Consider the following 24,447-nt stretch of genomic DNA (forward strand, 5'->3'; position numbering starts at 1 on the left):
ATGAAACGGAAAATTATTAGCGTCATTTTAGTGGTGTTATTGATGAGCTTAAGCCTACCGATTATTTTCGGCTGGGTAATTAAATATTATTTCATTAAACAAATCAATCAGCTCAATGTCCCTCAGCAATTTTCTTTAAAGGTTTTAGAATATCATCAATCTTATTGGTATTCTTCTGCTCGCCTAGAATTTACGATCCTCAATCCTGAGTTAATAAAAAGTAATCCTACCACCATGCCTTTAACGCTACCTTTGCTAGTAAAAATCGTCAACGGCCCCTTATTATCGAATATTCGTCAGCCACATTTTGGTCAGACGATAATTTCTTGGCATACCGCAACTAATAAAATCACCCAACTCTCTTTATTACCCTTGTTTTCTGGCGAAGTGACGATTGGATTTAAAAAAATCTTTGGTCATTTAACAATAGGTAAATTTTCGCTAGTCAATAATCAGACAACACTACAAGCTCAACCTTCAAGCCTACACTTTATTCAAAATAATCAGCATATTTATTTTCATTTATTGACGGATGGTTTATCTCAATATACTAAAAATTATCATCTGCAATTACAGCGAGGGGAGTTACAATTTAATTTACAGAGAAATAATCATAAACTTTGGATTATTCACGACGTGAATTTAATTCTACAACAACTTAAATGGGTTAAAGACCACGACTCACGTGAATTAAATCACATTAATTTTTCACTCCATCAAGATGCAAAAATTAACATCCAGGCGTTACTAAAAATAAAGACTATTTTATTCAGTGAGCACTTACCTTATAAAAATTTACGGTTGACTCTTGATATGACTTCACTATCACCCAGTGCTTGGGCTAATTTGCAAAATCAACCCATTGCTTGGGATATGGCACTGGTTAAATTATTCGGTAATGCTGGGCAAATCACCGCACATATTCATGTGCTTAATCAATATAATCAAAATACGCAACTACAGGCGAAAATTATATTGGAAAAACTGCTGCCTTTTAACGATGATAATAATCTTATGGCTTTATTTGCTGCGAATTATTTATGGAAAACTGCCGATATTACGGTGAATGGAGATATTCCCAAACTCGATTTAACCACATTTTTAAATTTAATTTGGCAAGAGCGCCTTAAAAAATCTGCTTCCGCACACCCTTCATCCTTAGCAGACTTTGCTCAACCGCAAGTTGAGCAAACGCTTCACGACTGGATTCGGCGCGGGATCCTCATTGAGCATCAAGAATGGTATCGTGTGCGTTTTCATTCTCCAGCTGCTCGTACAGCAAAATCGAGCCAAAGTCTTTTCTCTTTGTAAGAGATATCTCAAACCACGATTTTTGACTACCCCAAATCTTGGGTAGTATAAATATTAAGCATTTTGCCTAATTTTTACTAACTTATTGATTTTTCTTGAAATGATGCGAGGCGGGTATGTTTGTCGACCCAACAATGGGTAATTTATTTCTCGACCTATCTTGTCTGCATCGATTTTTCGTGTAGAATACAAACTATAACAAGGTGGTTATAGGAAATCAGGAAGATACCTCACTACGGATGGACTAATCGAGAATGGAATACTCTAGCCTAGGAAGGCCTCACGGAACCAACCGATTACGGAAAATCCATCAGGATGAACTGTTGTTCGCTCTCACTCAGCAAACACAAATTAAACGGGATGAACCTTTTGAGCATGGAAGCTCTTTTATTTACAAAAATCTGCATTGTGTGATGCAATATGAAACCGAATTCTGTTATACTGGTATTTAGACCGTATTTATATTTAGCTCTAATCGAATATCGTTCTGTTGTTAACTTTACTTAATGATATGGCGGCTCACATCATCCGGATGTTGCCGCCTTTTTTTTGATAGCACTCTCACAGACAAAATCGTTAGTAACGTTATTCGTTCACTGCTAATTTAAGGTGTTTCACTTCACTCAGCTTATGTTCTATCCACCGCATTTGTTTACGGCAACTTATTAATTTTTCTTCTTCTTTTGATATATCGTTCTGTAATTCAGTAATACGTTGAATATGTTCTTCATAGGCGCGACTGCATTCAGTTAACATGGTGCGCAATTTAAATAATTCTTCAGTTTTCATATTTCCCTCTAAAGCAAGCTACAAATGTTTAGTTCAATCCTAAAATCTAATATGTCTATTAAAGCGCGAATCCAACAACGAGGAAACTGCTGCTTTTAGTACGTAAAAATGCACCCTTTGTTAGGGGTGTAAAATTTTGACCATTTTGTAGTTTAGCGTCGCAGCAATTGGATACAGCCGTTTAAAAAATGACTCTTGTAGGGAAAAGGCAGGTCACTGTACTGCGATAAGAACCGCGGATCGGTAGCTGGCAAGGTTTCGGTGGAGCGAATTTGCGAATAATCATCGGTATGACTATGAAAATATTTAAATCGAACATTTTTAATTAATTCGTCAATAATCGGTAAATGTAATTCTAATTTACGATCAGTAAACAGGTGAATATATTTATCAAACAAAGCAGCCACTTCACATAATTCAGTAAAATAAGTTTTTTTATGAGTTGTTCGCAAATTTAATTCAAGCGCCGCATTATGTTGCAAAGAGACATAGATCGGCGTTTGCGTATGTTGATAATTAAAATAGGCTGGCTGCATCATAATCGGGGCGTAATTTAAGCCATATATTTCTAAATAAGCTTTTTGTATAGTATGGATCGGTGCAGAATCTTCATTAAGCGCCACATCAAAACCGGGAAGAACCCCAAGACTAACCTGTAATAAATAGTATATGGTATCTAATACATAGCGATTTATTCGCATATTTTGCATGCGATTTAATTGTAATAATAATAATCGAAATAAATATTCATTCCGCCAAAAAAGTGTTTTTTCTAAATGATACTGTTGTAAATATAGTTTTAAGGCATTAACTTCACCCTCTTTTAAAAAGGTTAGCCATTGACGACCAAAAATTAATAAACGCAGTTTCCAAGGTTCCTCTGACAAAGGATTATTCACCAGTGAACGAAAAATTTGCCAATGTTGCAAGATGTTTTGCGGTTTATCGGCACTAACATCAAAAATTTTACGTAATCGTTGATGAGCACCGTGCTCTGTAATTTTAGGCAAGAAAAAAATCGATCGTGCGCCAGCACTTATACAATTTAATTTTTCTTGTGGGGTATATAAATTTTCCGCTGATACAAACAACTTGTAACCTAATAATTCACCCGCTTTTATCAATGAAAATGGAATAATTCGTCCATTAAGACAATAATATTCTTCAAGCGTTCGATTTAGCACCATCGCAAGTGGCATTCCCGCCCCCAAATAATCCAACTGCTGTTGTATTGTTGAAGGAAGTGCTGCTAAACCTATGCTGCCATTAGTAGCGTGCGGAAAATGGAATTCACCTTTCTGAAATATTTCAAAACCAAAGGGATAATCCACCTGATAGAGCACATGGTTTTTAGTAAGACTTAGCGTGTCAATGGCTTGCGCCAGTGACGGATTCAAGAAATTAACCTGCTCACGCACATCATCCCACGATTGTTCTACGAGGTAAGAATCAGTCTGCATAGGTTTGCTCTTGACATTTTGGAAATAAATTTATTTGCACTCGCGATCCTTGATATTGCTGCCCGAACATTTAGGCAGCCTCTAATTATCAATATAAACAAAATTAGATTGCTTTTTCAATCCTCATCTCTTGTTAATTAAAATTAGTGAGGTCTATAATGTTAAGCAATAAGCCAATCTCATCTTAGCTTATGGATGTCTAGCGCTCTGGCATTAGCCATAACGTGAAAATTGGCGTGAAGTTTCCTCTAACTCTAGTGATAAATGAGTCAATCACGTGCTGGCAAGGATTATCAATTACCGTATTGAAAAAAGCATTCATATCGCTCTGGCGTGTGTGCTAGCATTTTTAATCGGCAATTATTTTCATTTTCAAAATATTTTTTGGTCGCTCATTACTGTATTGCTCTTAGTCCAAGACTATCCTGAACAAATTTTACAAAAAGCACTGTTAAGAATAACAGGCACACTTTGTGGTGCCGTTTTTGGTTTAATCATCGCAAAATATACTCATAATTATCCATTTTTATTTTTAATTTCAATTTTTTTAATTGCCACTTTCGCCATTTACCGTAGTCATCAGTCGCGATTTTCATATGCTTGGATGTTGGGAGGTATTACCGCCTTTATCGTCCAAATTGCAGGAGCAATTAACCCAGCCAATAGTTTATTCATAGCGATTTGGCGAAGTGCTGAAGTGAGTTTAGGGTGTTTAATTGTTTTAGCAATCCAATTCACCATGCGTGAACGCAATAGCTATAGCATTTTTTCTACTTCATTGAAGAAGGCGTGCTCTTTAGTCGCTAGCGAAATTGAACAACTCGCCGATTATCTGCAAGAACCCACTGCCAAGCCCGTGCTTGATCACGACGAATTAAAAACGATTATCAGCAAATGCGATGAACTTTATGACATCATTGCAGGCCGCAGAAGCCAACCCCCTTGGCTTGCCAATGCTAAAAATTGTTTAGAAGGCATTAAATTTGTTATGGAATATTTGGAGCATTTTCATTTTCGCACTGAAAAAGAAAATACCAACACCTTTATTTTTAAAAAAAACATGAATTACTTATTAAAAAAAATAGCTACATTTTATCGAAATTTTAATATTCAAAAAGGTAGTAATAACAAAAAACTCATCAAACTGTATGAAAATGTGCTTAATCAATATCAAGTCTATCGAGAATCGGGTGAAGTGAGGCATTACCCACTGACCTTGATCTTAAATCATTATCACTGGCTAAATTTATGTGATTTTCTCATTACCGCTTTTACGCTTAATAATAAAATTCCCAAACGCGTACTCAATAAATCTTTTATGACTACTCGCACACTTATCCTCAAACACAGCATTAAGGTTGGCTTAGCCTGTGTAATCAGTTTTTATGCTTGGCTTTATTCTGGCTGGTATGGCGGATTATCTGGAATTATTTCTAGCTATATTGTGAGTATGCAAGAACATTTGGGCAGTAGTCTTGATAAAGCACGCCAACGGTTATTGGGATGCTTTATAGGCGGGCTCATTGGCGTTGTCGCGATCCTGTTTTTTACTCATACGCTCGCCCATATGTTGATCGCCATTGCAATAGGCACATTGATGGGTGGTTATTTCATCCATGGTAAACCCAATTACTCCTACCTGGCGTTACAAGCCTGTTTTGCTTACGTTATTACGCTTATTCCCCCGCAGGGTGTCATTGCCACCGCCGTTCCTCCTGCGCTTGAACGTTTATCGGGAATTTTTTTAGGAGTAATGGCTTCACTGATTGTTTCAATCAGCCTCTGGCCTGCACATCCTCGACGTTGGCTAAGTGAAGGTATCGAAAAAAACACTGTCAATTTACTGAATTTTTTAAATGAATTTAAATTAGGTCACTATAACACTATAGCGAATTATTTAAGCCCTTTATTGCAACAGCAATTATTAAATAATAGTTTAATTAGCCAAGTCAAAGATCAGCATTTAAAAAAGCAAACGAATAGCCAGCAGCGTTTAGTTAATTTATGTCAATTATTGGCTAGCCAAAAGCATTCCCATGATATTTTTTTAACGTTAAATTTCCCTCTTCAAAATTATATTGAACAATTGAAATTTTTTCTGCTAAAAAAATCCGAATTGCAGCAACCCATTAAAATTAGCGACTATTTGCATAATTTGCGCAAAACAGCTAACACTTTATTGTTATCGTCACCACAAATCGCGCAATTTCTACAAACATTAGATTATCTTGATCGTTTTGAACAAGAATTGAATAAATAAAATACCGCTGAGCATCAATTAATAGGGAATCATCCTGCGATTTTCATATAAAAAATTCAATCACGTTATTCACAAATCGTTTACCCAAAGCGGTGAGCATAAAACCTTGCTGATGCGTTAATAATAACCCCTCATCAACCGCGCGTTGCAAAGGAGCTTGAATAAAATCGGGTGAAAGTCCAGTGCGTTCATTAAATAATTCCCACGAAATTAATTCATGCAATCTCAAGACATTTAACATAAATTCACTGCATAAATCTTGTGGTTTTAAAATTTGTTCGCCCGCGACAAAATATTTCTGTGGATCTAAATAATCTTTGGGTTGACGAGTTTTCCAAAACCGTTTTACCTGTTGTTGAGAAAAATCGGTTATTTTACTGTGAGCACCGGCACCAATACCTAAATAATCACCAAATTGCCAGTAATTTAAATTATGCTGGCAGGTCTGATTATTTTGACAAAATGCCGAAATTTCATAATGTCTAAATCCTGAATCTTCTAATCTTTGCCAAATGCGCTCTTGCTCCGCGGCAATCACATCTTCATGAGGTAGCACAGGAGGATAACGATAAAAAACCGTATTCGGCTCAATGGTTAATTGATACCAAGAAAAATGTGAAAGATTAAATGACAGTGCTATTTCTACATCTTCAATGGCTTCGCTTAACGTTTGTTGCGGCAAACCATGCATGATATCGATATTGAGATTAGTAAAACCCGCGTCTTGTGCTGCGCGAATGGCATGTCTTGCTTGTTGGCTGTCATGAATGCGCCCCAGTTTTTGTAAATGTTGTTCGTTAAAACTTTGCACACCCAATGATAAACGATTAATCCCCAGCTGATAATATTCCTGAAAACGCCCATAATCGACCGTACCAGGATTGGCTTCTAAGGTAATTTCAATCGCGGAAGACATGCGCAACCGCGCGCGTAATCCTTGCAATAATTGATCGTAGAATTTAGGTGACATCACACTCGGCGTGCCACCTCCAATAAAAATACTTTGAATAGAACGCCCCCAAATAAGTGGTAATGATTCCTCTAAATCGTCAAGGAGCGCTTGCAAATACTGATGTTCTTGAAGTTCTCCGCGAATTTGATGGGAGTTAAAATCGCAATACGGACACTTTTGCACACACCAGGGAATATGAATATATAATCCAAGTGGAATCATATGTTGAAAAGCCATTCATGCACCTTTTATTTGGCTTAGGAATTTAAACGCGGTAAACTGCACTGATCTTAATTTCATTGTAAGTCTACTATGCCGGAAAAACCTAAAATTCTCAAACATTCTATCATAGCTCAATCGCGATTATTTCGCGTTGAACAACTGGATTTGCAATTTAGCAACGGTGAGCAACGTCAATTTGAACGTTTAAAAAGTGGGATGCATCAAGCTGTTTTAATTGTTCCGGTGTTAAATTCACAGACGTTTTTATTAATTCGTGAATATGCCGCAGGCACCGATCGTTATGAACTGGGTTTTCCTAAAGGTTTAGTGGAACCACAAGAAACACTCCTAGACGCCGCCAATCGTGAGTTACAAGAAGAAGTTGGCTTCGGTGCGCGGCATTTAGAACAACTTACTTGCTTTTCATTAGCGCCAGGTTATATTGGTTCCACCACCAATATTATTTTAGCACGCGATCTTTATCCACAACAATTAATCGGCGATGAACCCGAACCAATTGACGTGGTGGAATGGAAATTTTTAGAAATTGATTCTTTATTAACTCACCCAGAATTTACTGAAGCACGTAGTGTGGCGGCATTATTATGGGTGGATCGTTTATTACACAACTCATTAACCAAGGAGTCTTGAAAATGGCTAAAAAAGTAAAAGTCATGGTAACCGGTGCGGCCGGACAAATCGGCTATGCATTATTATTTCGCATCGCTTCCGGTGCCATGTTTGGCCCCCAAACCGAAGTTGAATTGCAGTTACTCGAATTGGACGCGGCATTGCCAGCTTTGCAAGGTGTTGCCATGGAATTAGAAGACTGTGCGTTTCCCTTATTAAAAAATATTGTTTGTACTTCGCAATTAACTGTCGCTGCAAAAGATATTAATTTTGCTTTATTAGTTGGCGCGGTACCACGCAAAGCGGGGATGGAACGTTCCGATTTATTACAGGTCAATGGCGGAATTTTTGGCCCCCAAGGTAAAGCCATTAATGATCATGCCGCAAGCGATGTCAGAGTTGTAGTGGTGGGTAATCCCTGTAACACCAATTGTTTAATTGCCATGAATAATGCGCCCGATGTGCCAAAGGATCGCTTTTATGCCATGACCATGCTCGATGAAAATCGTGCCAAAGCGCAATTAGCCATCCGCGCCAATTGCGACGTGGCAGACGTTAAAAATATGATCATTTGGGGGAATCATTCGGCGACACAATATCCCGATTTTTATCACGCTACTATTCACAATAAATCGGCGGTAGAAGTAATTAATGATGAAGCATGGTTAAAAAATGAATTTATTCCGATGGTGCAACAACGCGGAGCTGCCGTCATTAAAGCGCGCGGCGCTTCTTCTGCCGCTTCCGCCGCGAATGGTGTTGTCGATAGTGTGTTTAATTTAGTTCACGATACCGCTTCAGATAATTCTTATTCGATGTGTGTGTGTTCTGAAGGACAATATGGCGTTGACGCTGGATTAATTTTTTCATTCCCTTGCCAAACTAAACATGGCAAATTACACGTTATCGAAAATCTTCAACACAATGCCTTTGGTCAAGAAAAGTTTGCAGCAACATTAAACGAATTACGCCAAGAACACGCTGCCGTGCGTGAATTGGGCTTAATTTAATTATCTGCTACGGGTTATGCTTTTTAGTGTAACCCGTTTTTATTTTTATGAACACCCAAACTACCGATACTGTTTTAATGATTGAACCCACGTCGTTTGCTTATAATGAGCAAACAGCGTTGACCAATGATTTCCAACAAAAAAATATTAGCAACACGCTTACCGATACTGCAATAATAGAATTTAATACCATGGTAACTCGTTTACGCCAAGAAAATATTCGCGTGGTTACTCTGCCTAATCGGCATAACACCTTGACACCCGATGCGGTATTTCCCAATAATTGGTTTACTGTTCATAAAAATGAACATCATACCAGTCAATTGATGCTGTATCCTTTATTAACTGAAAATCGACGCTTAGAAATTCAAGAACACGAATTAAAAAATAGTTTAGCCCAACATCAAATCATTATTGCAGAAACTATTGATTGGCGGGGTGATTATTCGCAGATTTTAGAAGGCACAGGAAGCTTAGTCTTTGATCATCAATATCAACTCGCATTCGCCGCACTCTCACCGCGAACTCATCAAGCATTAGTACACCGTGTTTGCGAAAAATTAAATTATCAACCCATTATTTTTCAAACTAATACACTCAAAAATCCTATATATCATACTAATGTAATAGTAAGTATCGGCGAACAATTTGCGGTGATATGCAGTGAAGTGATTAGCAATCACAAAGCTGAGGTATTAAACGCGTTAGCAAAAACACAAAAAATAATAATTGATATTTCTTACCAACAATTAAAACATATGTGTGGCAATATTTTGCAGGTTCATAACCTTGCAGGTCAATTTAAAATTATTTTATCACAAACAGCGTACCAACATTTTCAACCAGCACAATTACAACAATTAGCCCAATTCGGTGAATTAATTCCGGTGACTATTCCCACCATCGAAAGCGTTGGCGGCGGCAGTGCGCGCTGTATGTTAGCAGAAATTTTTTATTAATTCAGAAGTTTCACACAAGTGCGAAACTTCTATAATCAATATGCCTTATTTTTTATTTTCTAATTCCTCCGCCACAAATTCATTCCACTCTGTTAACGCGGCATTAGCAGCATCGCGGTTGGCTTCAGCGAGCTTATTATATTTTTGGGATAATTCATTATGTTTTTTGACGTATTCCACAATACATTGCCGATATTCTTCAATTTGTTTGCGATAGCCTTCCATTTGCGCGCGATTTAAATTCATCGGTTTATCCGGCTTCGCGCAGGCAGGTTTTGCCACTTTTTCATTTTCAACCGTTTTACCTTTGGCTGCAGGCGACCAAGCAAATCCTTGCAGGGGCAATATCAGACACATAAAACCCACGTACCATAACCCTTTCATAGTTTTCTCCAACCATTAATAAGCGTTTACTACTAAGTATAGCCAGGTTCTAAGAAACACGCTTAGTAGTGTGGAAAAATGAATGGGGGTTTTTGTTTCATAAATACAGGGGAGGTGATGGTGGGGATGATAGCTTAATTTGCTTTATTTTTATGCGGATTTATATCTCGTGATTAAATGTGCGGTTAAATTGCGAAACGAGAGCATGCCTAAACAATTTCCTACTGAGTTTGGAAATGTTCACAATTGGTTAAATGAGTTATTAAAAATACTGGCCAGTACGAGCACTCAAACTCAGCTCGAGAGTGAGATATTAGCAACAACTCAAAAACTCCACACATTGCGACAAGAATTAACGGAAATGTTACAGAAGCAATCAAAAACAACATGTTCTGATCCAAATAATGCGGTAAATACGGCGATGTTATTGGCATCAGCACCTGCTAACAATGACTCAACCCCATTTCTACCTCCTCTTCCACCAGAAGATGATAGTTTTGTAGTAATACATGATCAACATAAGCAGCCAGATAACTGCACATCAAGAAATAAAACCGATGATCCGCACAATGATTTAAGAAATAAGGCTTATAGCTTTTATCATCAAGCTCAAGAAAAAATGGGTAATGAACTACTTACTGATATTTTTCCAACCATTGAAACTGCAACCGATGCTGAAACATTAAATGGAACTATTGAACTACTAAGAGGATTTGGTGCCACAACACCACGCGCAGGGAAAAAATAACATAACGGCTCATTTACCTGTGAGTAGCATAGCTAGAAATTTTAGTTAGCGTAACCTAACACAAACTCTGAATAAGGATCACCGACCAGCAGATTATCGCATTCACTATAGTCAGCATTACTGCTGCCGAGCCTAAATCTTTGGCTTTCGCCGACAGAGGATGATGATCGAGGCTGATGCGATTAATCACAGTTTCGATCGCCGAATTGATTAATTCGACAATTAGTATTAATAAAAGACTCATCATTAAAAGAGCAAATTGCCAAGGATGTTGGCTCACCATAATTGCAACGGGAGTTAGCACGATAAAAATAATTAATTCCCAACAAAAGGCGCGCTCACGGATGGCATGCTGTAATCCCTGCCAAGAATACCGAGTTGCACGCCACAAGGGTTGAATTATTTTTTTTAGCATTTATTCGGCCTGTGACTTCCACACTAAATCCAAATCGCGCGCGGCTTTGACATCGTCTAAGCGTTTAACCGGCAGCGTATGCGGTGCCGTTTTAACGAGCTGTGGATTTTCTTGAATTTCTTGACGAATGATTTTTAATACGTCCACCAAGCGATCCAGAGTTTGTTTGCTTTCTGTTTCCGTGGGTTCAATCAATAAACATTCTGGAACTAACAACGGAAAATACATGGTAGGCGCGTGAATGCCGTAATCCAATAAACGTTTGGCAATATCGGTGGCGGTGATCCCAAATTGTTTTGCTTCTTTTTGCACGGTAATAATAAATTCGTGACTGGCGCGACGTAAGGGATAGGCTAAACGATAGCCCAGTTCTTGCAATTTTTTTTGTAAATAATTCGCGTTTAAGGTCGCAAACTCGGCGACCCGCGTCATGCCTTCGGCGCCGAGTAATCGCGCATAAGCATAGGCTCTTAATAAAATTCCAGCATTTCCCATGAAACACGATAAACGACCAATGCTTTCAGGAAAATCTTTTTTTTCTGACCAAACTAATTTATTGTCTTGGTTAATTACAAAAGGTAACGGTAAAAAGGGTTTTAATCGCGCAGCCACTGCCACGGGGCCTGCTCCAGGTCCGCCTCCGCCGTGTGGAGTTGCAAAGGTTTTATGAAGATTCATGTGCATGACATCAAATCCCATATCACCCGGACGCACTTTACCTAAAATGGCATTTAAATTTGCCCCGTCGTAATACAATAAACCTCCTGCTTCGTGAATAATTTTTGCAATTTCGGTAATGTTGCGATCAAATACCCCTAGCGTGGAAGGATTGGTTAACATAATCCCAGCGGTATTGGGACCTACCGCGGCTTTTAACGCATCGACATCGACATCGCCCGTGCTCGAGGTGGGAATTTCACGAACTTTTAACCCACAGCACACGGCACTAGCAGGGTTGGTGCCATGAGCAGCATCAGGCACTAACATTTCCACCCGATGATGATCACCGCGCGCCCGATGATAAGCCGCAATCATCGCGACTCCCGCAAATTCACCTTGCGCACCCGCCATCGGTGCCAGCGACACCGCGGCCATGCCAGTAACATCGGCAAGAATCGTTTGTAGTTCATATAAACACTGTAAAAAACCTTGGCTTGAATTTTCGTGCGCGAGTGGATGACGATTTAAAAAACCAGGCAGTGATGCAAGACGATGAACACCGCGTGGATTATATTTCATCGTGCATGAACCTAGCGGATAAAAATTGGTATCGATCGAAAAATTTTTACGTGATAGCTGAGTAAAATGACGCACCACTTCTAATTCAGATAATTCTGGTAATACTAATTTATTTTTGCGCAACAGTGCTGCCGGTATAGCGTTACTCACGGGTGGCTTCCCAGGTAATTGCGCATGAGCTTGACGATTAGGTTGAGATTTTTCAAAAATTAACATAATTCACTCGCTTGTTGATGTTGACCCTGAGAGATTTGCTGAATACTATTTTTTAACGCATTTACGTATTGATGAATATCCGCCTCGGTTTTGGTTTCTGTGGCACACACCAAGAGGGCATTTTCTAATTGTGGATAATGTTCCGTTAAAGAACATCCCGCTTGGATATGGTGTTTCGCCATTTCGCGTAATACGGCATTAACATCCACTGGCAATTGCACGGCAATTTCATGAAAAAACGGCGCATTAAATATTTTTTTCACGCCAGGTATCGTCATTAATTGAGTATGCAATAATTGCGTGTGATAATGAGAATATTCCGCAACTTGTTGCAACCCGGTTGGCCCTAATAAACTCATATAAATAGTCGCGGCAATTACCATTAAACCTTGATTGGTACAAATATTTGAAGTGGCTTTTGCGCGACGAATATGTTGCTCACGTGCTTGCAGAGTGAGTGCAAATCCAGGTTTACCATCACTGTCCACCGTACGCCCCACTAAACGCCCAGGCATTTGCCGAACAAATTCTTTTTTACAACATAAAAAGCCAAAATAAGGACCACCCGAAGCCATTGGAATTCCCAACGGTTGTCCTTCACCACAAGCAATATCCACTCCCTCTGCACCCCATTGCCCAGGTTCTTTTAAATATGCCATCACAATTGGATTTACCACACCAATACTCATACAATTTTGTTGCTTTGCCCAATCGGTTATAGCATCGACATTTTCGATAACGCCAAAAAAATTCGGTTGAGGAATAACAATTGCGCTAATATCGCGATCGTTAAATTGCTGCAATTGTTGAGGATCAATTCTTCCCTGTGCAGGATCAAATTCCAGTTCAATAATGTGAATATTTTGCAAAGGTAAAATGGTATTTAATACTTCGCGATAATTAGGATGTAATGTTTTGGGAACAAGCACGGTGTGACTGGTGGATTTACGATTTGCGCGTAACGCCATTAATACGGCCTCAGACACGGCGGAAGCACCTTCATATAATGAAGCATTGGATACTTCCATTCCCATTAAATTAGCCATCATGGTTTGATATTCATACATTAATTGCAAATTACCTTGGGAAGCTTCGGCTTGATAGGGTGTATAAGCCGTCATGAACTCTCCACGCGTGGTTAATTCCCAAACCGCAGCCGGAATGTGATGTTCATAACTTCCCGCACCAATAAAACATAATTGGTTATGATAAGTGTCTGCCCGTTGATTCATTAAGCGACTCAACTGCATTTCATTGATGCCTGGTGGCACTTGTTTTAATTGCTTTATTTTTAAGGCACTAGGAATTTCATCGAATAAATTTTCAATGTCATCAACACCAATTGCCGCAAGCATGCTCGCAATATCTTGCTCGGTATGGGGAATAAATGGCATAACCACCTCAAATTAAAAAACCAAATACAATTAGCAGAGAAGAATCATCACGTCATTTTATTCTTCAGCATCAACCCGATCTTGATATTCATCTGCATCCAATAATTCATTGACATCATCGATATCATCGACTTGCAATTGCAATATCCAACCGTCACCATAAGGATCTTGATTCACTAATTCGGGCGCATCGAGTAATTTATCGTTCACGGCAATTACTTCACCTGTTAAGGGTGAATATAAATCAGAGGCTGCTTTAACGGATTCCACTACACCACATTCATCGCCGGCTTTAACGGTGCTACCGACTTCGGGTAATTCTACAAATACGAGATCACCTAATAAACATTGCGCGTTATCGGTAATTCCAACCGTAATGGTATTATCGTCGTCAACACGCACCCATTCGTGGGATTTGGTATATTTTAATTCGCTGGGAATTTCACTCATTATTTATTTCTCCTATGAGTCTCTCTATGAATTACACTAAAATTTTTCCATGACGCACAAAAGGAGGTTTCACTACTTTTGCTGCCACTAATTTTCCACGGATTTCCACTGCACAGGTTTCAACGGTTTCTACCGGCACCCGCGCTAAGGCAATGGCTTTATTGATGGTGGGTGAAAAACTACCGCTGGTGGTTTCACCTTCGCCAATTCCAGGAACAACGACGGTTTGATGATTACGCAACACGCCACGATCTTGTAATACCAAACCAACGAGTTTGCGCGTGACACCAGTTTGCCGAATTTTATTTAAGGCTTCGCGCCCAATAAAATCTCGATCAGTGGGTTCCCAGGCAATAGTCCACGCTAAATTCGATTCTAAAGGATGAGTGGTTTCATCCATATCCACACCATATAAATTTAATCCTGCTTCTAAACGCAAGGTATCTCTTGCTCCTAAACCCGCAGGTTGTACCTTATTTTTTATTAAGGCTTGCCAGAATCCAACGGCTTGGTGATTAGGTAACATAATTTCGAAACCATCTTCGCCGGTATAACCCGTACGTGCCACCATCCAATCTTCTGACTGCGCAGAATAAAAAGGTTTTAATTCCATGACCTGAATATTTTCGACAAATTGATTCAGTACTTGAGAAACAATTTCGCGCGCATTAGGCCCTTGCACGGCAAGCATGGAGAGATCGGTACGTTCTTTTATGGTGACCGAAAATTCAGGCGCATGTTGGTTAAGCCAGGCTAAATCTTTATCGTGAGTACCAGCATTGACGATGAGGCGATAGTGATTCGGCGAGCAGTAATACACAATTAAATCATCAATAATGCCCGCATGTTCGTTTAACATAACACCGTATAGGGCTTTGCCAGTCTCAGTTAATCGACTCACGTCATTCGCTATGAGTTTACGCAAAAAAGCTTGAGCTTGTTCGCCCATAATATCCACGATGGTCATGTGAGAAACATCGAACACACCGGCAAATTCACGCACGCGTTGATGTTCTTCTAATTGTGAACCATAATGCAAGGGCATTGACCAACCAGCAAAATCCACGATTTTTCCGCCAGCGCGCTGGTGTTCGTCATATAATATTGTCCACTTAGCCATAACCACTCCTTCAACGAAAAACCGATTATACCTAAAAGCGTTTAGGAAACGAAGATCGTAATTATAATGCCAATTAAGAGCTGAAAGAACATTATGAAGCAACCCGTAATTCAAAAGGGTTAGAAATGTTGAAGCATTTTCGCCGTGGGCTTGGCGACACATTCATTTTTTGGGGCACTACCTTTTTTCGGATGATCGAAAGATAGATATTGATCAAATAATTAAAGCATTTCTGGCTAAACAAAAGGACTAAATTTGACGCCCTACGGATATACAATCAAAGATTTCGACGATTCTGGGTTACTACCCCAAACAAGAAACAATACAATTAAATTAATGAGCAACAGAAAAAACCAGACTATTTTGGCGGGATGGTTTGTAGCGTGATGCGCCATATGCTATAATGTAAAATATGATCAAATCATGGAAACATAAAGGACTCAAACAATTTTACGAAACCAGCAGCAAGTCAGGGATTAATCCCGATCATGCTAAACGGCTTACGATGATCATTCAGTTGCTTGATGCCGCTGAAGAGCCGGAAATGATGAATTTACCCGGATTGAGTTTCCATAAATTACAAGGACAATTAGCCGATTTTTATTCGGTCAAGGTGAATGGTAATTGGCGCGTTATTTTTAAATTTGAAGGTAAAGATGCCATTTTAGTGGATTACGTTGACTATCATTAATCAACATGAGGTATTAATTATGATTAATAAACCGCTTCATCCCGGCGAGATTGTCAGAGAGGTGTGTGTGGAAAACACGGGGCTATCTGTGACCGAAGCTGCTCAAAAACTCGGCGTTGATCGAACGACGTTTTCTCGTCTTATCAATGGTCATGCTGGGATCAGTGCCGAAATGGCGGTGAGATTATCCATTGCGTTGGATTCATCTCCTATACTTTGGTTAAATTTGCAGCGCGATTATGATTTATGGAAGGCTGAAAAACGTCGTAAAAAGTTACAAGTCTCTAAATTGGGCGATGCCGCTTAAAATCCATGTGACGTAGAAGTAAATAAACATGAGTACTAACGCAAGAAAGCACTTTTAGGTGATCCTACCCTTTATTTCAAGATACAGGGTTATTTTGCTAATTTTGGTAAATCTCCGCGTAAACCCATGGCAGATTTCATAATATGATTTTTTACAAATCCCACTTTATTTATCGAGGATAAACCGTAGTTTCTGATAAAGTCTAAACCTGGGATATCATTACTGAATAACTGTTTAAATCCTTCCATTGCGGCTATCATTAACCAATTATGACCTTTGCGCCAACGTTCATAACGACGTAAATTATTAATGCTGGCAAAATCACGCTGGGTTTGATGATTGGTAATAATGATTTCTGCTAAACAAGCAGCATCTAATAATCCCAAATTTACGCCTTGACCTGCTAAGGGATGAATGGTGTGACTGGCATCGCCAATTAACGCTAAGCGATTTTTTACATAACATTTAGCATGACGCATCACTAAGGGAAATTTTCGTCGTTCACTGCAACTGAGGGCGCTGCCTAAGCGTTGCTGAAACGCGTGAGTTAATTCCTGATTAAATTGTTCATCGTTTAATTGCATTAATTCATCGGCGCGTTGTGGGATACACGACCACACAATCGACGTAACACTAGGCTTGTTTAAGGGTAAATGCGCGAGCGGCCCTGTATTTAAAAAACGCTGCCTCGCGGTTTGTTGATGCGGTAATTCATTTTCAATTGTTGCCACAATCGCTTCTTGTCCATAGCCCCAAGTGGTTAAATCGATATGAGCTTGTTGACGCACCCATGAATGCGCGCCATCGGCGGCAATAATTAATTTAGCCGTTAATTTGCGTTGTTCACTGCTGGTTAATTCCACATGGTCACTAAAGATTGCTAAATTTTCTAATTGGAGTGGTGTTAATAAGCTGACATTACCATTAAATTGCAATTCTTCTAATAGTGATTTTACGATCACGGAATTTTCAATAATATGACCTAAATGCGGTTGCGCAATTTCGTTGGCGGAAAAATGAATGTCACCTGTTTTATCCCACACCTGCATATGACGAAAAGGACTTAAACGATATTTTTCGATGGTTGACCAAATATTCAAATGTTTAAAGATATTTTCTGAAGCAAGCGTAATGGCACTGACACGCAAATCATAGTTATCAGGATTAAATTGCGGATGCAATGGTTGCGTATCAATCACAGCAATGCGTAAATCCTGTTGTGCAAGCATGGCAGCACAGCTTAATCCCACAATGCCCGCACCGACAATAATAATATCAAAATTGGTTTTCATGCGAGTTGCTCCAAAGGAATACCTAATGCTAATGGGGGTAAAATTTGTGTTTCACCTAATCCAAATTGAATGATTTTTTTGCGCACGAGGGGCAATATGTCGGCGCTTAACACGCCGAAATTACGCACGATATTAAGTGGTAAACAATCGGATAAAAATAGTGTGGCTAAGGTATCGGTCGCTTTGACAAAATGCTGTTGATCGTTAACGCGTGATTTTTCATATTGATTTAACATAGCTTCATTGCCAATTTCGTTTTGATTTTTTACAGCTTGAGCAATACTATCGGCAAGCCACGCGCAATCTCGCAAACCTAAATTAAACCCTTGCGCCGCAATGGGATGCAAAGTTTGCGCGGCATTTCCAATCAGTGCCACTCGTTTGGCAATGTGCTGTTGCGATTGAATACATTGCAAAGGAAATGCTTGGCGCTTTCCAATCCACGTAAAACGCCCCACGCGATAACCAAAACGTTGTTGCAAAATCGTTAAAAATTCGTGATCGGGTAAATTAAAATACTGATCGCATTCTTGGCGTTTTACCGTAAACACTAATGCCATTTGTTGTTCTTGCCAAGGCAATAAAGCGAGCGGACCTTGGTGAGTAAAACGCTCATACGCTGCAGCATTATGAAACTGATTTAATCCCACGTTCGCTACAATAGCATTTTCATGATAATCGATGGTTGTGGTTGGAATATTCAATGTTTGACGGATAAAGGATTGCGTCCCATCGGCGGCAATAATTAATTTTGCTCGCAGTGCATCGAGTTGATCATTTTTTTTAATGATCAAATTAGCGCAATGTTCGTCTATTTTTAAATCTTGCACACTAGCATGAGTAAATAAAGTGACATTTTTTTGTGAGAGCATTTTTTGATGTAGGATTTGCATGAAATAATCATTGGCAATCACATAACCAAATGCAGGTAAGGCGACTTCATTGGCATTTAAACTGATTTTTCCGAAATGTCCTGCTTGAGAAATATGAATGTGTCGAATCGGGCTGGCATATTGATTTAACTCCTCCCACGCATTTATCGAAGAAAAAATGCGTTGTGAACTTAATGATAACGCGGTAATTCTGCGATCATTCGCCGGTGTCATTTTTATCGCATAATCACGGGCTTCTAACACGGCAATTTTTAATGGTAAATTTGCCAAGGCGCAAGCTAAGCTTGCGCCGATGTAACTTCCACCCACTATGACAATATCAAAATCATTCATGATCGCATTAATATTTCAATTTCATTCACACTCTTAGGCACATCTTTAGTTAAGACATCACAGCCATTTTTAGTGACTAATACATCGTCTTCAATGCGCACGCCAATGTTCCACCATTTTTCATCGACATTGTTCGCAGGAGAAATGTAGATCCCTGGTTCAACCGTGAAAATCATATTTTCTGCAAGAGGACGCCAGCCATTATTCAACTGATAAATTCCTACATCATGGACATCCATTCCCATCCAATGACTTAAGCGATGCATGTAAAATTGAAAATATGCCCGCGTTTCAATTAATTCATTTAATTCACCGTGCAATAATCCTACATCGATTAAACCTTGTGTTAATAATTTTATAGCGCGTTCTTGTCCTGCATAGGCAGAAATGCCAGGTTTAATTGCTTCGATACAGGTTTTTTGCGTGTGTAATACAATTTCATAAATGGCTTGTTGCTCTTTGGAAAAACGGCCATTGGCAGGAAAGGTGCGCGTGATGTCGGAAGCATAAACTTGATATTCACAACCAGCATCAATTAACACCATATCGCCATCTTGAATTTGGCGATTATTTTCACGGTAATGCAAAATACAACTATTTTCGCCACTCGCAACGATAGAGCTATAGGCAACGTCCAAACAACCCGCTTTAGTAAATTCATAGATTAATTCTGCTTCGAGTTGATATTCAAACATTCCTGGTTGACACACTTGCATGGCTTTGCTGTGTGCGTGCGCGGAAATTTCGCAGGCACGGCGAATAATGGCGATTTCTTCGGGAGTTTTATACAGGCGCATTTCATGCAAAACAGTTTCAATATTAATCATTTCTTTGGGAGCACCAACACCTGCACGCACTCGACTGCGCAATAGATTAACGCTGTTTAACAGGATATTTTCGATCACGGTATTGCGCCCAAAGGCAAAATACAACGTTTCTTTATTGATTAAAAAATCGGTGAGTTTTTCAGCGAGTTCATCAATCGAAAATGCTTGGTTGGCACCAAAGTCGCGGCAAGCACCTTCTTGGCCTGCGCGTCTGCCATTCCAAATTTCTTTTTCACGGTCGCGCGGTAAATTAAATAAAATAAATTCGCCTTCACTGCGACCGGGGATTAGCAAGGCTGCAGCTTTTTCTTCAGTAAATCCGGTTAAATAATAAAAATCACTGTTCACACGAAAACGGTATTCGGAATCGTGAGAACGAATTATTGCATCGCCTGAATATAAAATAGCAATGCTGTTGGGTTTCATTTGTTGCATAAATTGTTGGCGACGCGCCGCAAAATCAATTTTCGACATAATTTACTCTCTAGTTAATGTAAACGGATTGGCGTATTTTCTTCATTTTCAGATTGCCACACTTCAAATTCTCCATATAGCAAAATGACCGCCATGCGTAAATATTCTAATACTTCGGTGTAGGAAACTTCATCATCTTCGCTGCCTTCGAGCATGGTGTGATCGACTTTAGCAATTTCGCTTAAATCGGCAACAATTTCGGAAAGTTCTTCATTATCGTCAAAATCTTCCAGTTGAATGCCAGCTAAACCTAATCCACACAGAAATCCTTGACACCATAACCCTAGCGACTCTATCCGCAAATTAATGCATTCTTCATCGTCAGGTAATAATAATTGAAACTCTAACATATTATCTTTTAGTTGTTGGCAACTAATTTCATACAAAGTTATGAAGATATCTCGCGAAACTTTTTCGTCGACCTGTTGCGGCGTATCCAGCACGCCCAGCAAAGCTTCTAGCCAAGAACGCCCATTCATTTTATGTCCTGCGCAAATAAAGGCACAAATAATTCCATGCACTTCACAGGCATTGATAGTATTGCCCAACGCTTGATAGAGCTGGGCATTTAATTCTTGATAGGCAGGCAGAGGAAGTATTTTTTCTACACTCATTATTGGGTTAATCCTAATCACGACTCGCTTGCGTCATTGTATACCGATTTTGCGTCAAAAGGCGAATATCGTGCGGGATAACAATTGACCCTAAGAGCGGATAAAACTACACTAGAATCATTCACCGCTGGCGATTAAGGTTTCTCCATGGATACACCCGAACTACAGGATTTAGCATTACACACGGATGCCTTATTAAAAACGTGTCGACGTTTGAAACAAGAAAATCAATATTTGCTCGACAAGCAAGCAGCGCTGTTGCGGGAACGTAATGAGTTAAAACAAAAAAATAATCAAGCGCTACAACACATCATGGATCTCATCGCTCGTTTGCAGAATTCTGGAGAAAATAATGACTCAAATTGAAAACATGACTACCGTACAAATTCTTGATAACCGTTACCATTTTCGTTGTGAAAGCAATCAAGAAGAAGCGGTGTTTCAAGCGGCATTGTTATTGGATGCCAAAATGCGCGAAATTCGCGAATTAAATAGTAATTTATCAATGGAACGGATTGCCGTCATGGCGGCCTTAAACGTGTGTCACGATTTTTTACGCTATCAAGCACACTGTGAAAATAGCAAGCAGGCCTTGAAACAAGACATTCAGTCCATTATCGAAAAAATTGCCAATGAACTAGTTTGTGTTGAGGATTCGCAATACTGAGATCGTGCTCATTGATGTTTGAGTACAGCCGCGCCGCTGCTACGCAATAAAAAAAGCAGCGGAGAAAAAAATCAATGAAATGTCACACACTCTAGCCCAAAATGAATAATTAGCGTTATAATAAAAGTGTCTCTGCGATGATCGTTATTAGGTAACGTATACTTGACCAACGTTTTAAGCAAGGGGTTCATCCTGCTGTTACTGTTGTGCAAGCTTATCGTGAATAAGAAGCCTGAGGTAACACATCCGATCCCCACCTGATGAGTTTCAGGTTCAAGTCACTGGACCTAGTAATGTAGCAGAGACCTTTCATAGGATGTGCAATGGATTTATCTCAATTACGTCAACACTTAATTCAACAACGGTTGCAACTTTCCCAGCAAGCGATCCTACTCGCCAGCCAGCAAGTAGCTGAACGTGTTTCTCAATTGAAAGACTATCAACAGGCCAACCATCTTGCCGCCTATTGTGCTGTGAATAATGAAATTGATCCTAGGAGCCTAATTCAGCAAGCATGGCTTCAACAAAAAACCGTTTATTTGCCCGTATTAAATCCTAACCGTTCAAAACAATTATTATTTTCACCGTTTAATGATCATCATATTTTACAAAAAAATCATCTTAATATTCCAGAACCGCAAAATGATCAGAATGTTTTTCAAGAAGCGTCTTGTTTAGATTTGGTCATTACACCACTGGTTGCATGTGATACGGCTGGCCATCGTATCGGGATGGGGGGCGGATTTTATGATGCGACATTTGCTTTTTTAAATAAAACTTCTTCAGCAAAACCCATCTTGCTCGGCATTGCTTATGATTTTCAAATCATTGAAAAAATAATTCCTAATGAATGGGATGTGGATTTAGATATTATTGTCACACCGACACGAATTTTTTATGCTCATTCTTAAAGGTAGGTTAAATAATCGCTTCAATCCCGCGTTCAGCGATTAAATTAAGTAATTTTACCGCCGCACCATTGGGTTTTCGCTCACCCATTTCCCATTGTTTAATCGCAGATTGACTCACATTTAATAATTTGGCGAATACAGACTGACTGATTCTGCACTGTAAGCGTAATTGCTTAATTTTTTTGGGGGAAAATGATTTAATTTTTTTAGTTTTTAGCAAATCAAATTCTCGCATAGTGGTAATTTCTATGATTCCAGCATCGTACAGGCTCTTGGCTGAATTTTGAACGAGTTTTTCAATTTTGCTCACCATTGTTATATTACCTCAATGAGTTCCCCTAACTTAATTGCTTCTTTCAGTTGATGTTCCGTAAAGTTCAGTAAAGTTTTCGCGTATAATTTTAAATGTAATTCATCATTTTTAGAAATATTTTCTTTATTATTCTTCGAGAAACCATGAATAAAAATAATTCTGTGATTCATTCTGAAGGCAACCAGTAATCTTGCACCACTTCGTTTGCCTCGTTCCGATAGCGTAATTCTCTTTTTTAACAATCACTGCCCTAAATCTGCATCTATTAAATTGTTCATGATTTCATTTGATGCTTGTTTCAAATGTTCGTCAAACAGTCTCATTTTTAGCATCCATTTAGCAAACTGATAATGTTTGTATATCTTCACATCATAGACCCTATATTAATAAGCATGTCACATTGTGACGCCTTTTTCAAACTTAATTCAGCCACCCTGTGTTTTCATTTTTAGCCAATTTAACACGATTTTAAAACTTGATTACGTTTGTGAGTTTGCACTGCATGAGGTTTTGGTCAACAATACTTACCCTAAACTACGATGAGGATTCACCATGAATTATTGGTTAATGAAAACAGAACCGTCCACGTTCAGCATTGATGATTTAATGGCACGACCACGACAAACTGAGGCGTGGGATGGAGTACGCAATTATCAGGCACGTAACATGATGCGGGATGACATGCAAAAAGGGGATCAAGTATTATTTTATCACTCCAACTGTCAACCGCCTGGCATTGTTGGCATTGCAGAAATTGTGCGTGAGGCCTATCAGGATCCCACCGCCTTCGATCCTAAGAGCCCATATTACGATCACAAAAGTGTGCCAGAAAAGCCGCGGTGGGTAATGGTCGATGTGAAATTTAAACAAAAATTTCCTCATATGTTAAGCCTGGATGAATTACGCCAAGTTCCTGCGTTAAACAGTATGTTGTTATTACGCAAAGGTAATCGCCTTTCGATTACGCCAGTTACCGCCACAGAATGGAAAACGATTCTGCAGTTGGTTAAGTAAATTTATTGTCATCGCCTAAATAATCGCGTTACAATTTTCTTATCGTTATTTCTCATCGAGTGAGCACCATGAAAATATTCAATATAATGGGCGGATGTGGTTTATTGATTGCGGTTTTTATGACGGCACACGCTGAAAATTTTAATGTCGCCACAGGAAAAATTCTTGATGATCATGATGCTAAAATAAAATGTCCCTTAGTGTGTGCCAATGCGCATAGCAAATGGACTGGCCAATGGAACAATATGCAAGGTGGTCAATTGGCAGTTTGCGTTTGTGATAACGCTGCATCTCAGAAAAAATCTCCTGCTTTAACTCCTTCTGAACAAGCTGCTCCTGAAAATTCAGAGGATGACGATTTTAATTCAGACAATAATCTTCCTCATGAAGTCGCTTGCCATAAACGCAATATTGATGCCGGCAAAATTTATAATAATTATGATGCTGAGCAAAGTTGCTCACGCGTGTGTGCGTGGGAAGGCGGGGAATGGACCCATCATTGGTCATCACAAGGACAAACTTCATTTTGTGAATGTACTATCTGCGGGAATA

29 protein-coding genes and 1 other RNA gene are annotated in these 24,447 nt (G+C 39.2%); 14 read left to right on the forward strand and 16 right to left on the reverse strand.

Annotated features, from left to right (window positions below; genetic code table 11):
* Window positions 1–1,311 (forward strand): hypothetical protein, encoded by a 1,311-nt coding sequence (locus KIT27_08795; protein ID MCW5589743.1) that lies wholly within the window; start codon window positions 1–3, stop codon window positions 1,309–1,311.
* 585 nt (window positions 1,312–1,896) lie between these two features.
* Here KIT27_08795 and KIT27_08800 read toward each other — a convergent pair.
* Window positions 1,897–2,100, reverse strand: a complete 204-nt coding sequence (locus tag KIT27_08800) for a hypothetical protein (GenBank protein MCW5589744.1) — start codon at window positions 2,098–2,100, stop codon at window positions 1,897–1,899.
* 152 nt (window positions 2,101–2,252) lie between these two features.
* Window positions 2,253–3,560: a hypothetical protein gene (locus KIT27_08805; protein MCW5589745.1), complete on the reverse strand. Its 1,308-nt coding sequence runs from the start codon at window positions 3,558–3,560 to the stop codon at window positions 2,253–2,255.
* A gap of 277 nt (window positions 3,561–3,837) precedes the next feature.
* Between KIT27_08805 and KIT27_08810 the strand changes: the two genes are divergently transcribed.
* Window positions 3,838–5,820: an FUSC family protein gene (locus tag KIT27_08810; protein MCW5589746.1), complete on the forward strand. Its 1,983-nt coding sequence runs from the start codon at window positions 3,838–3,840 to the stop codon at window positions 5,818–5,820.
* A 43-nt stretch (window positions 5,821–5,863) separates the two neighbouring features.
* On the opposite strand, the gene hemW is transcribed toward KIT27_08810, so the two are convergent.
* A complete protein-coding gene (hemW, locus tag KIT27_08815; GenBank protein ID MCW5589747.1) occupies window positions 5,864–6,994 on the reverse strand; it encodes a radical SAM family heme chaperone HemW in 1,131 nt (376 codons plus the stop codon).
* A 90-nt stretch (window positions 6,995–7,084) separates the two neighbouring features.
* Between hemW and nudE the strand changes: the two genes are divergently transcribed.
* From nudE to KIT27_08830, 3 genes are read left to right on the forward strand one after another with little or no spacing between them, the layout of a single operon-like run.
* On the forward strand, window positions 7,085–7,645 hold the full coding sequence (gene nudE, locus KIT27_08820) for an ADP compounds hydrolase NudE (protein MCW5589748.1): 561 nt from the start codon (window positions 7,085–7,087) through the stop codon (window positions 7,643–7,645).
* Between the two features lie 2 nt (window positions 7,646–7,647).
* Window positions 7,648–8,634 carry a malate dehydrogenase gene (locus KIT27_08825; protein ID MCW5589749.1) on the forward strand — a complete coding sequence of 329 codons (987 nt, stop codon included), beginning with the start codon at window positions 7,648–7,650 and terminating at the stop codon, window positions 8,632–8,634.
* Between the two features lie 47 nt (window positions 8,635–8,681).
* Entirely contained in the window at window positions 8,682–9,593 is a 912-nt protein-coding gene (locus tag KIT27_08830; protein MCW5589750.1) for a hypothetical protein, read from the forward strand.
* A 45-nt stretch (window positions 9,594–9,638) separates the two neighbouring features.
* On the opposite strand, the gene KIT27_08835 is transcribed toward KIT27_08830, so the two are convergent.
* Complete coding sequence (locus tag KIT27_08835) at window positions 9,639–9,977, reverse strand: hypothetical protein (protein MCW5589751.1); 339 nt, start codon at window positions 9,975–9,977, stop codon at window positions 9,639–9,641.
* 205 nt (window positions 9,978–10,182) lie between these two features.
* Here KIT27_08835 and KIT27_08840 point away from each other — a divergent pair, with 205 nt between their 5' ends.
* Window positions 10,183–10,725: a hypothetical protein gene (locus KIT27_08840; GenBank protein ID MCW5589752.1), complete on the forward strand. Its 543-nt coding sequence runs from the start codon at window positions 10,183–10,185 to the stop codon at window positions 10,723–10,725.
* A 55-nt stretch (window positions 10,726–10,780) separates the two neighbouring features.
* On the opposite strand, the gene KIT27_08845 is transcribed toward KIT27_08840, so the two are convergent.
* Genes KIT27_08845 through gcvT form a run of 5 tightly spaced genes read right to left on the reverse strand, consistent with a single transcriptional unit; the run spans window position 10,781 to window position 15,559 of the window.
* Complete coding sequence (locus tag KIT27_08845) at window positions 10,781–11,140, reverse strand: diacylglycerol kinase (GenBank protein MCW5589753.1); 360 nt, start codon at window positions 11,138–11,140, stop codon at window positions 10,781–10,783.
* The gene (gene gcvPB, locus KIT27_08850; GenBank protein MCW5589754.1) at window positions 11,141–12,595 is read right to left on the reverse strand and encodes an aminomethyl-transferring glycine dehydrogenase subunit GcvPB; all 1,455 of its coding nucleotides are present in this window, start codon (window positions 12,593–12,595) and stop codon (window positions 11,141–11,143) included.
* Window positions 12,589–13,989: an aminomethyl-transferring glycine dehydrogenase subunit GcvPA gene (gcvPA, locus tag KIT27_08855; GenBank protein MCW5589755.1), complete on the reverse strand. Its 1,401-nt coding sequence runs from the start codon at window positions 13,987–13,989 to the stop codon at window positions 12,589–12,591. The genes gcvPB and gcvPA overlap by 7 nt, the downstream gene beginning before the upstream one ends.
* Before the next feature lie 57 nt (window positions 13,990–14,046).
* Complete coding sequence (gene gcvH, locus KIT27_08860; protein ID MCW5589756.1) at window positions 14,047–14,439, reverse strand: glycine cleavage system protein GcvH; 393 nt, start codon at window positions 14,437–14,439, stop codon at window positions 14,047–14,049.
* A gap of 31 nt (window positions 14,440–14,470) precedes the next feature.
* Window positions 14,471–15,559, reverse strand: coding sequence for a glycine cleavage system aminomethyltransferase GcvT (gene gcvT, locus KIT27_08865; GenBank protein MCW5589757.1), 1,089 nt, complete (start codon window positions 15,557–15,559; stop codon window positions 14,471–14,473).
* A 412-nt stretch (window positions 15,560–15,971) separates the two neighbouring features.
* Here gcvT and KIT27_08870 point away from each other — a divergent pair, with 412 nt between their 5' ends.
* Both KIT27_08870 and KIT27_08875 read left to right on the forward strand, forming a co-directional pair.
* A complete protein-coding gene (locus tag KIT27_08870; protein ID MCW5589758.1) occupies window positions 15,972–16,250 on the forward strand; it encodes a type II toxin-antitoxin system RelE/ParE family toxin in 279 nt (92 codons plus the stop codon).
* Window positions 16,237–16,557, forward strand: a complete 321-nt coding sequence (locus tag KIT27_08875; GenBank protein MCW5589759.1) for a HigA family addiction module antidote protein — start codon at window positions 16,237–16,239, stop codon at window positions 16,555–16,557. The genes KIT27_08870 and KIT27_08875 overlap by 14 nt, the downstream gene beginning before the upstream one ends.
* Before the next feature lie 89 nt (window positions 16,558–16,646).
* Here KIT27_08875 and KIT27_08880 read toward each other — a convergent pair whose 3' ends face one another.
* The 4 genes from KIT27_08880 to KIT27_08895 are packed head-to-tail and all read right to left on the reverse strand — an operon-like array spanning window position 16,647 to window position 20,990.
* Complete coding sequence (locus KIT27_08880; protein MCW5589760.1) at window positions 16,647–17,849, reverse strand: FAD-dependent monooxygenase; 1,203 nt, start codon at window positions 17,847–17,849, stop codon at window positions 16,647–16,649.
* Window positions 17,846–19,075, reverse strand: coding sequence for a 2-octaprenyl-6-methoxyphenyl hydroxylase (ubiH, locus tag KIT27_08885; GenBank protein ID MCW5589761.1), 1,230 nt, complete (start codon window positions 19,073–19,075; stop codon window positions 17,846–17,848). The genes KIT27_08880 and ubiH overlap by 4 nt, the downstream gene beginning before the upstream one ends.
* On the reverse strand, window positions 19,072–20,379 hold the full coding sequence (pepP, locus tag KIT27_08890) for a Xaa-Pro aminopeptidase (protein ID MCW5589762.1): 1,308 nt from the start codon (window positions 20,377–20,379) through the stop codon (window positions 19,072–19,074). Before pepP ends, ubiH begins: the two co-directional genes overlap by 4 nt.
* 11 nt (window positions 20,380–20,390) lie before the next feature.
* On the reverse strand, window positions 20,391–20,990 hold the full coding sequence (locus KIT27_08895) for a UPF0149 family protein (protein ID MCW5589763.1): 600 nt from the start codon (window positions 20,988–20,990) through the stop codon (window positions 20,391–20,393).
* 147 nt (window positions 20,991–21,137) lie between these two features.
* Here KIT27_08895 and KIT27_08900 point away from each other — a divergent pair, with 147 nt between their 5' ends.
* The 4 genes from KIT27_08900 to KIT27_08915 all read left to right on the forward strand — a co-directional run bounded on the left by KIT27_08900 (window position 21,138) and on the right by KIT27_08915 (window position 22,568).
* A complete protein-coding gene (locus KIT27_08900; GenBank protein MCW5589764.1) occupies window positions 21,138–21,356 on the forward strand; it encodes a hypothetical protein in 219 nt (72 codons plus the stop codon).
* Window positions 21,343–21,657 carry a cell division protein ZapA gene (locus KIT27_08905; GenBank protein MCW5589765.1) on the forward strand — a complete coding sequence of 105 codons (315 nt, stop codon included), beginning with the start codon at window positions 21,343–21,345 and terminating at the stop codon, window positions 21,655–21,657. The genes KIT27_08900 and KIT27_08905 overlap by 14 nt, the downstream gene beginning before the upstream one ends.
* 126 nt (window positions 21,658–21,783) lie before the next feature.
* Window positions 21,784–21,966, forward strand: a non-coding RNA gene (ssrS, locus tag KIT27_08910) — 6S RNA.
* 14 nt (window positions 21,967–21,980) lie between these two features.
* Window positions 21,981–22,568: a 5-formyltetrahydrofolate cyclo-ligase gene (locus KIT27_08915; protein ID MCW5589766.1), complete on the forward strand. Its 588-nt coding sequence runs from the start codon at window positions 21,981–21,983 to the stop codon at window positions 22,566–22,568.
* A gap of 7 nt (window positions 22,569–22,575) precedes the next feature.
* Here KIT27_08915 and KIT27_08920 read toward each other — a convergent pair whose 3' ends face one another.
* From KIT27_08920 to KIT27_08930, 3 genes are read right to left on the reverse strand one after another with little or no spacing between them, the layout of a single operon-like run.
* Window positions 22,576–22,881 carry a helix-turn-helix domain-containing protein gene (locus KIT27_08920; GenBank protein MCW5589767.1) on the reverse strand — a complete coding sequence of 102 codons (306 nt, stop codon included), beginning with the start codon at window positions 22,879–22,881 and terminating at the stop codon, window positions 22,576–22,578.
* A 2-nt stretch (window positions 22,882–22,883) separates the two neighbouring features.
* Complete coding sequence (locus KIT27_08925; GenBank protein MCW5589768.1) at window positions 22,884–23,123, reverse strand: type II toxin-antitoxin system RelE/ParE family toxin; 240 nt, start codon at window positions 23,121–23,123, stop codon at window positions 22,884–22,886.
* Complete coding sequence (locus KIT27_08930) at window positions 23,124–23,249, reverse strand: type II toxin-antitoxin system RelE/ParE family toxin (protein MCW5589769.1); 126 nt, start codon at window positions 23,247–23,249, stop codon at window positions 23,124–23,126.
* Between the two features lie 184 nt (window positions 23,250–23,433).
* Here KIT27_08930 and KIT27_08935 point away from each other — a divergent pair, with 184 nt between their 5' ends.
* A complete protein-coding gene (locus tag KIT27_08935) occupies window positions 23,434–23,895 on the forward strand; it encodes an EVE domain-containing protein (protein MCW5589770.1) in 462 nt (153 codons plus the stop codon).
* Between the two features lie 68 nt (window positions 23,896–23,963).
* The coding region (locus tag KIT27_08940) for a hypothetical protein (protein MCW5589771.1) at window positions 23,964–24,447 on the forward strand (484 nt) is incomplete at its 3' end.

It is taken from the genome of Legionellales bacterium (assembly GCA_026125385.1).
In the GTDB taxonomy this organism is placed as follows: domain Bacteria; phylum Pseudomonadota; class Gammaproteobacteria; order JAHCLG01; family JAHCLG01; genus JAHCLG01.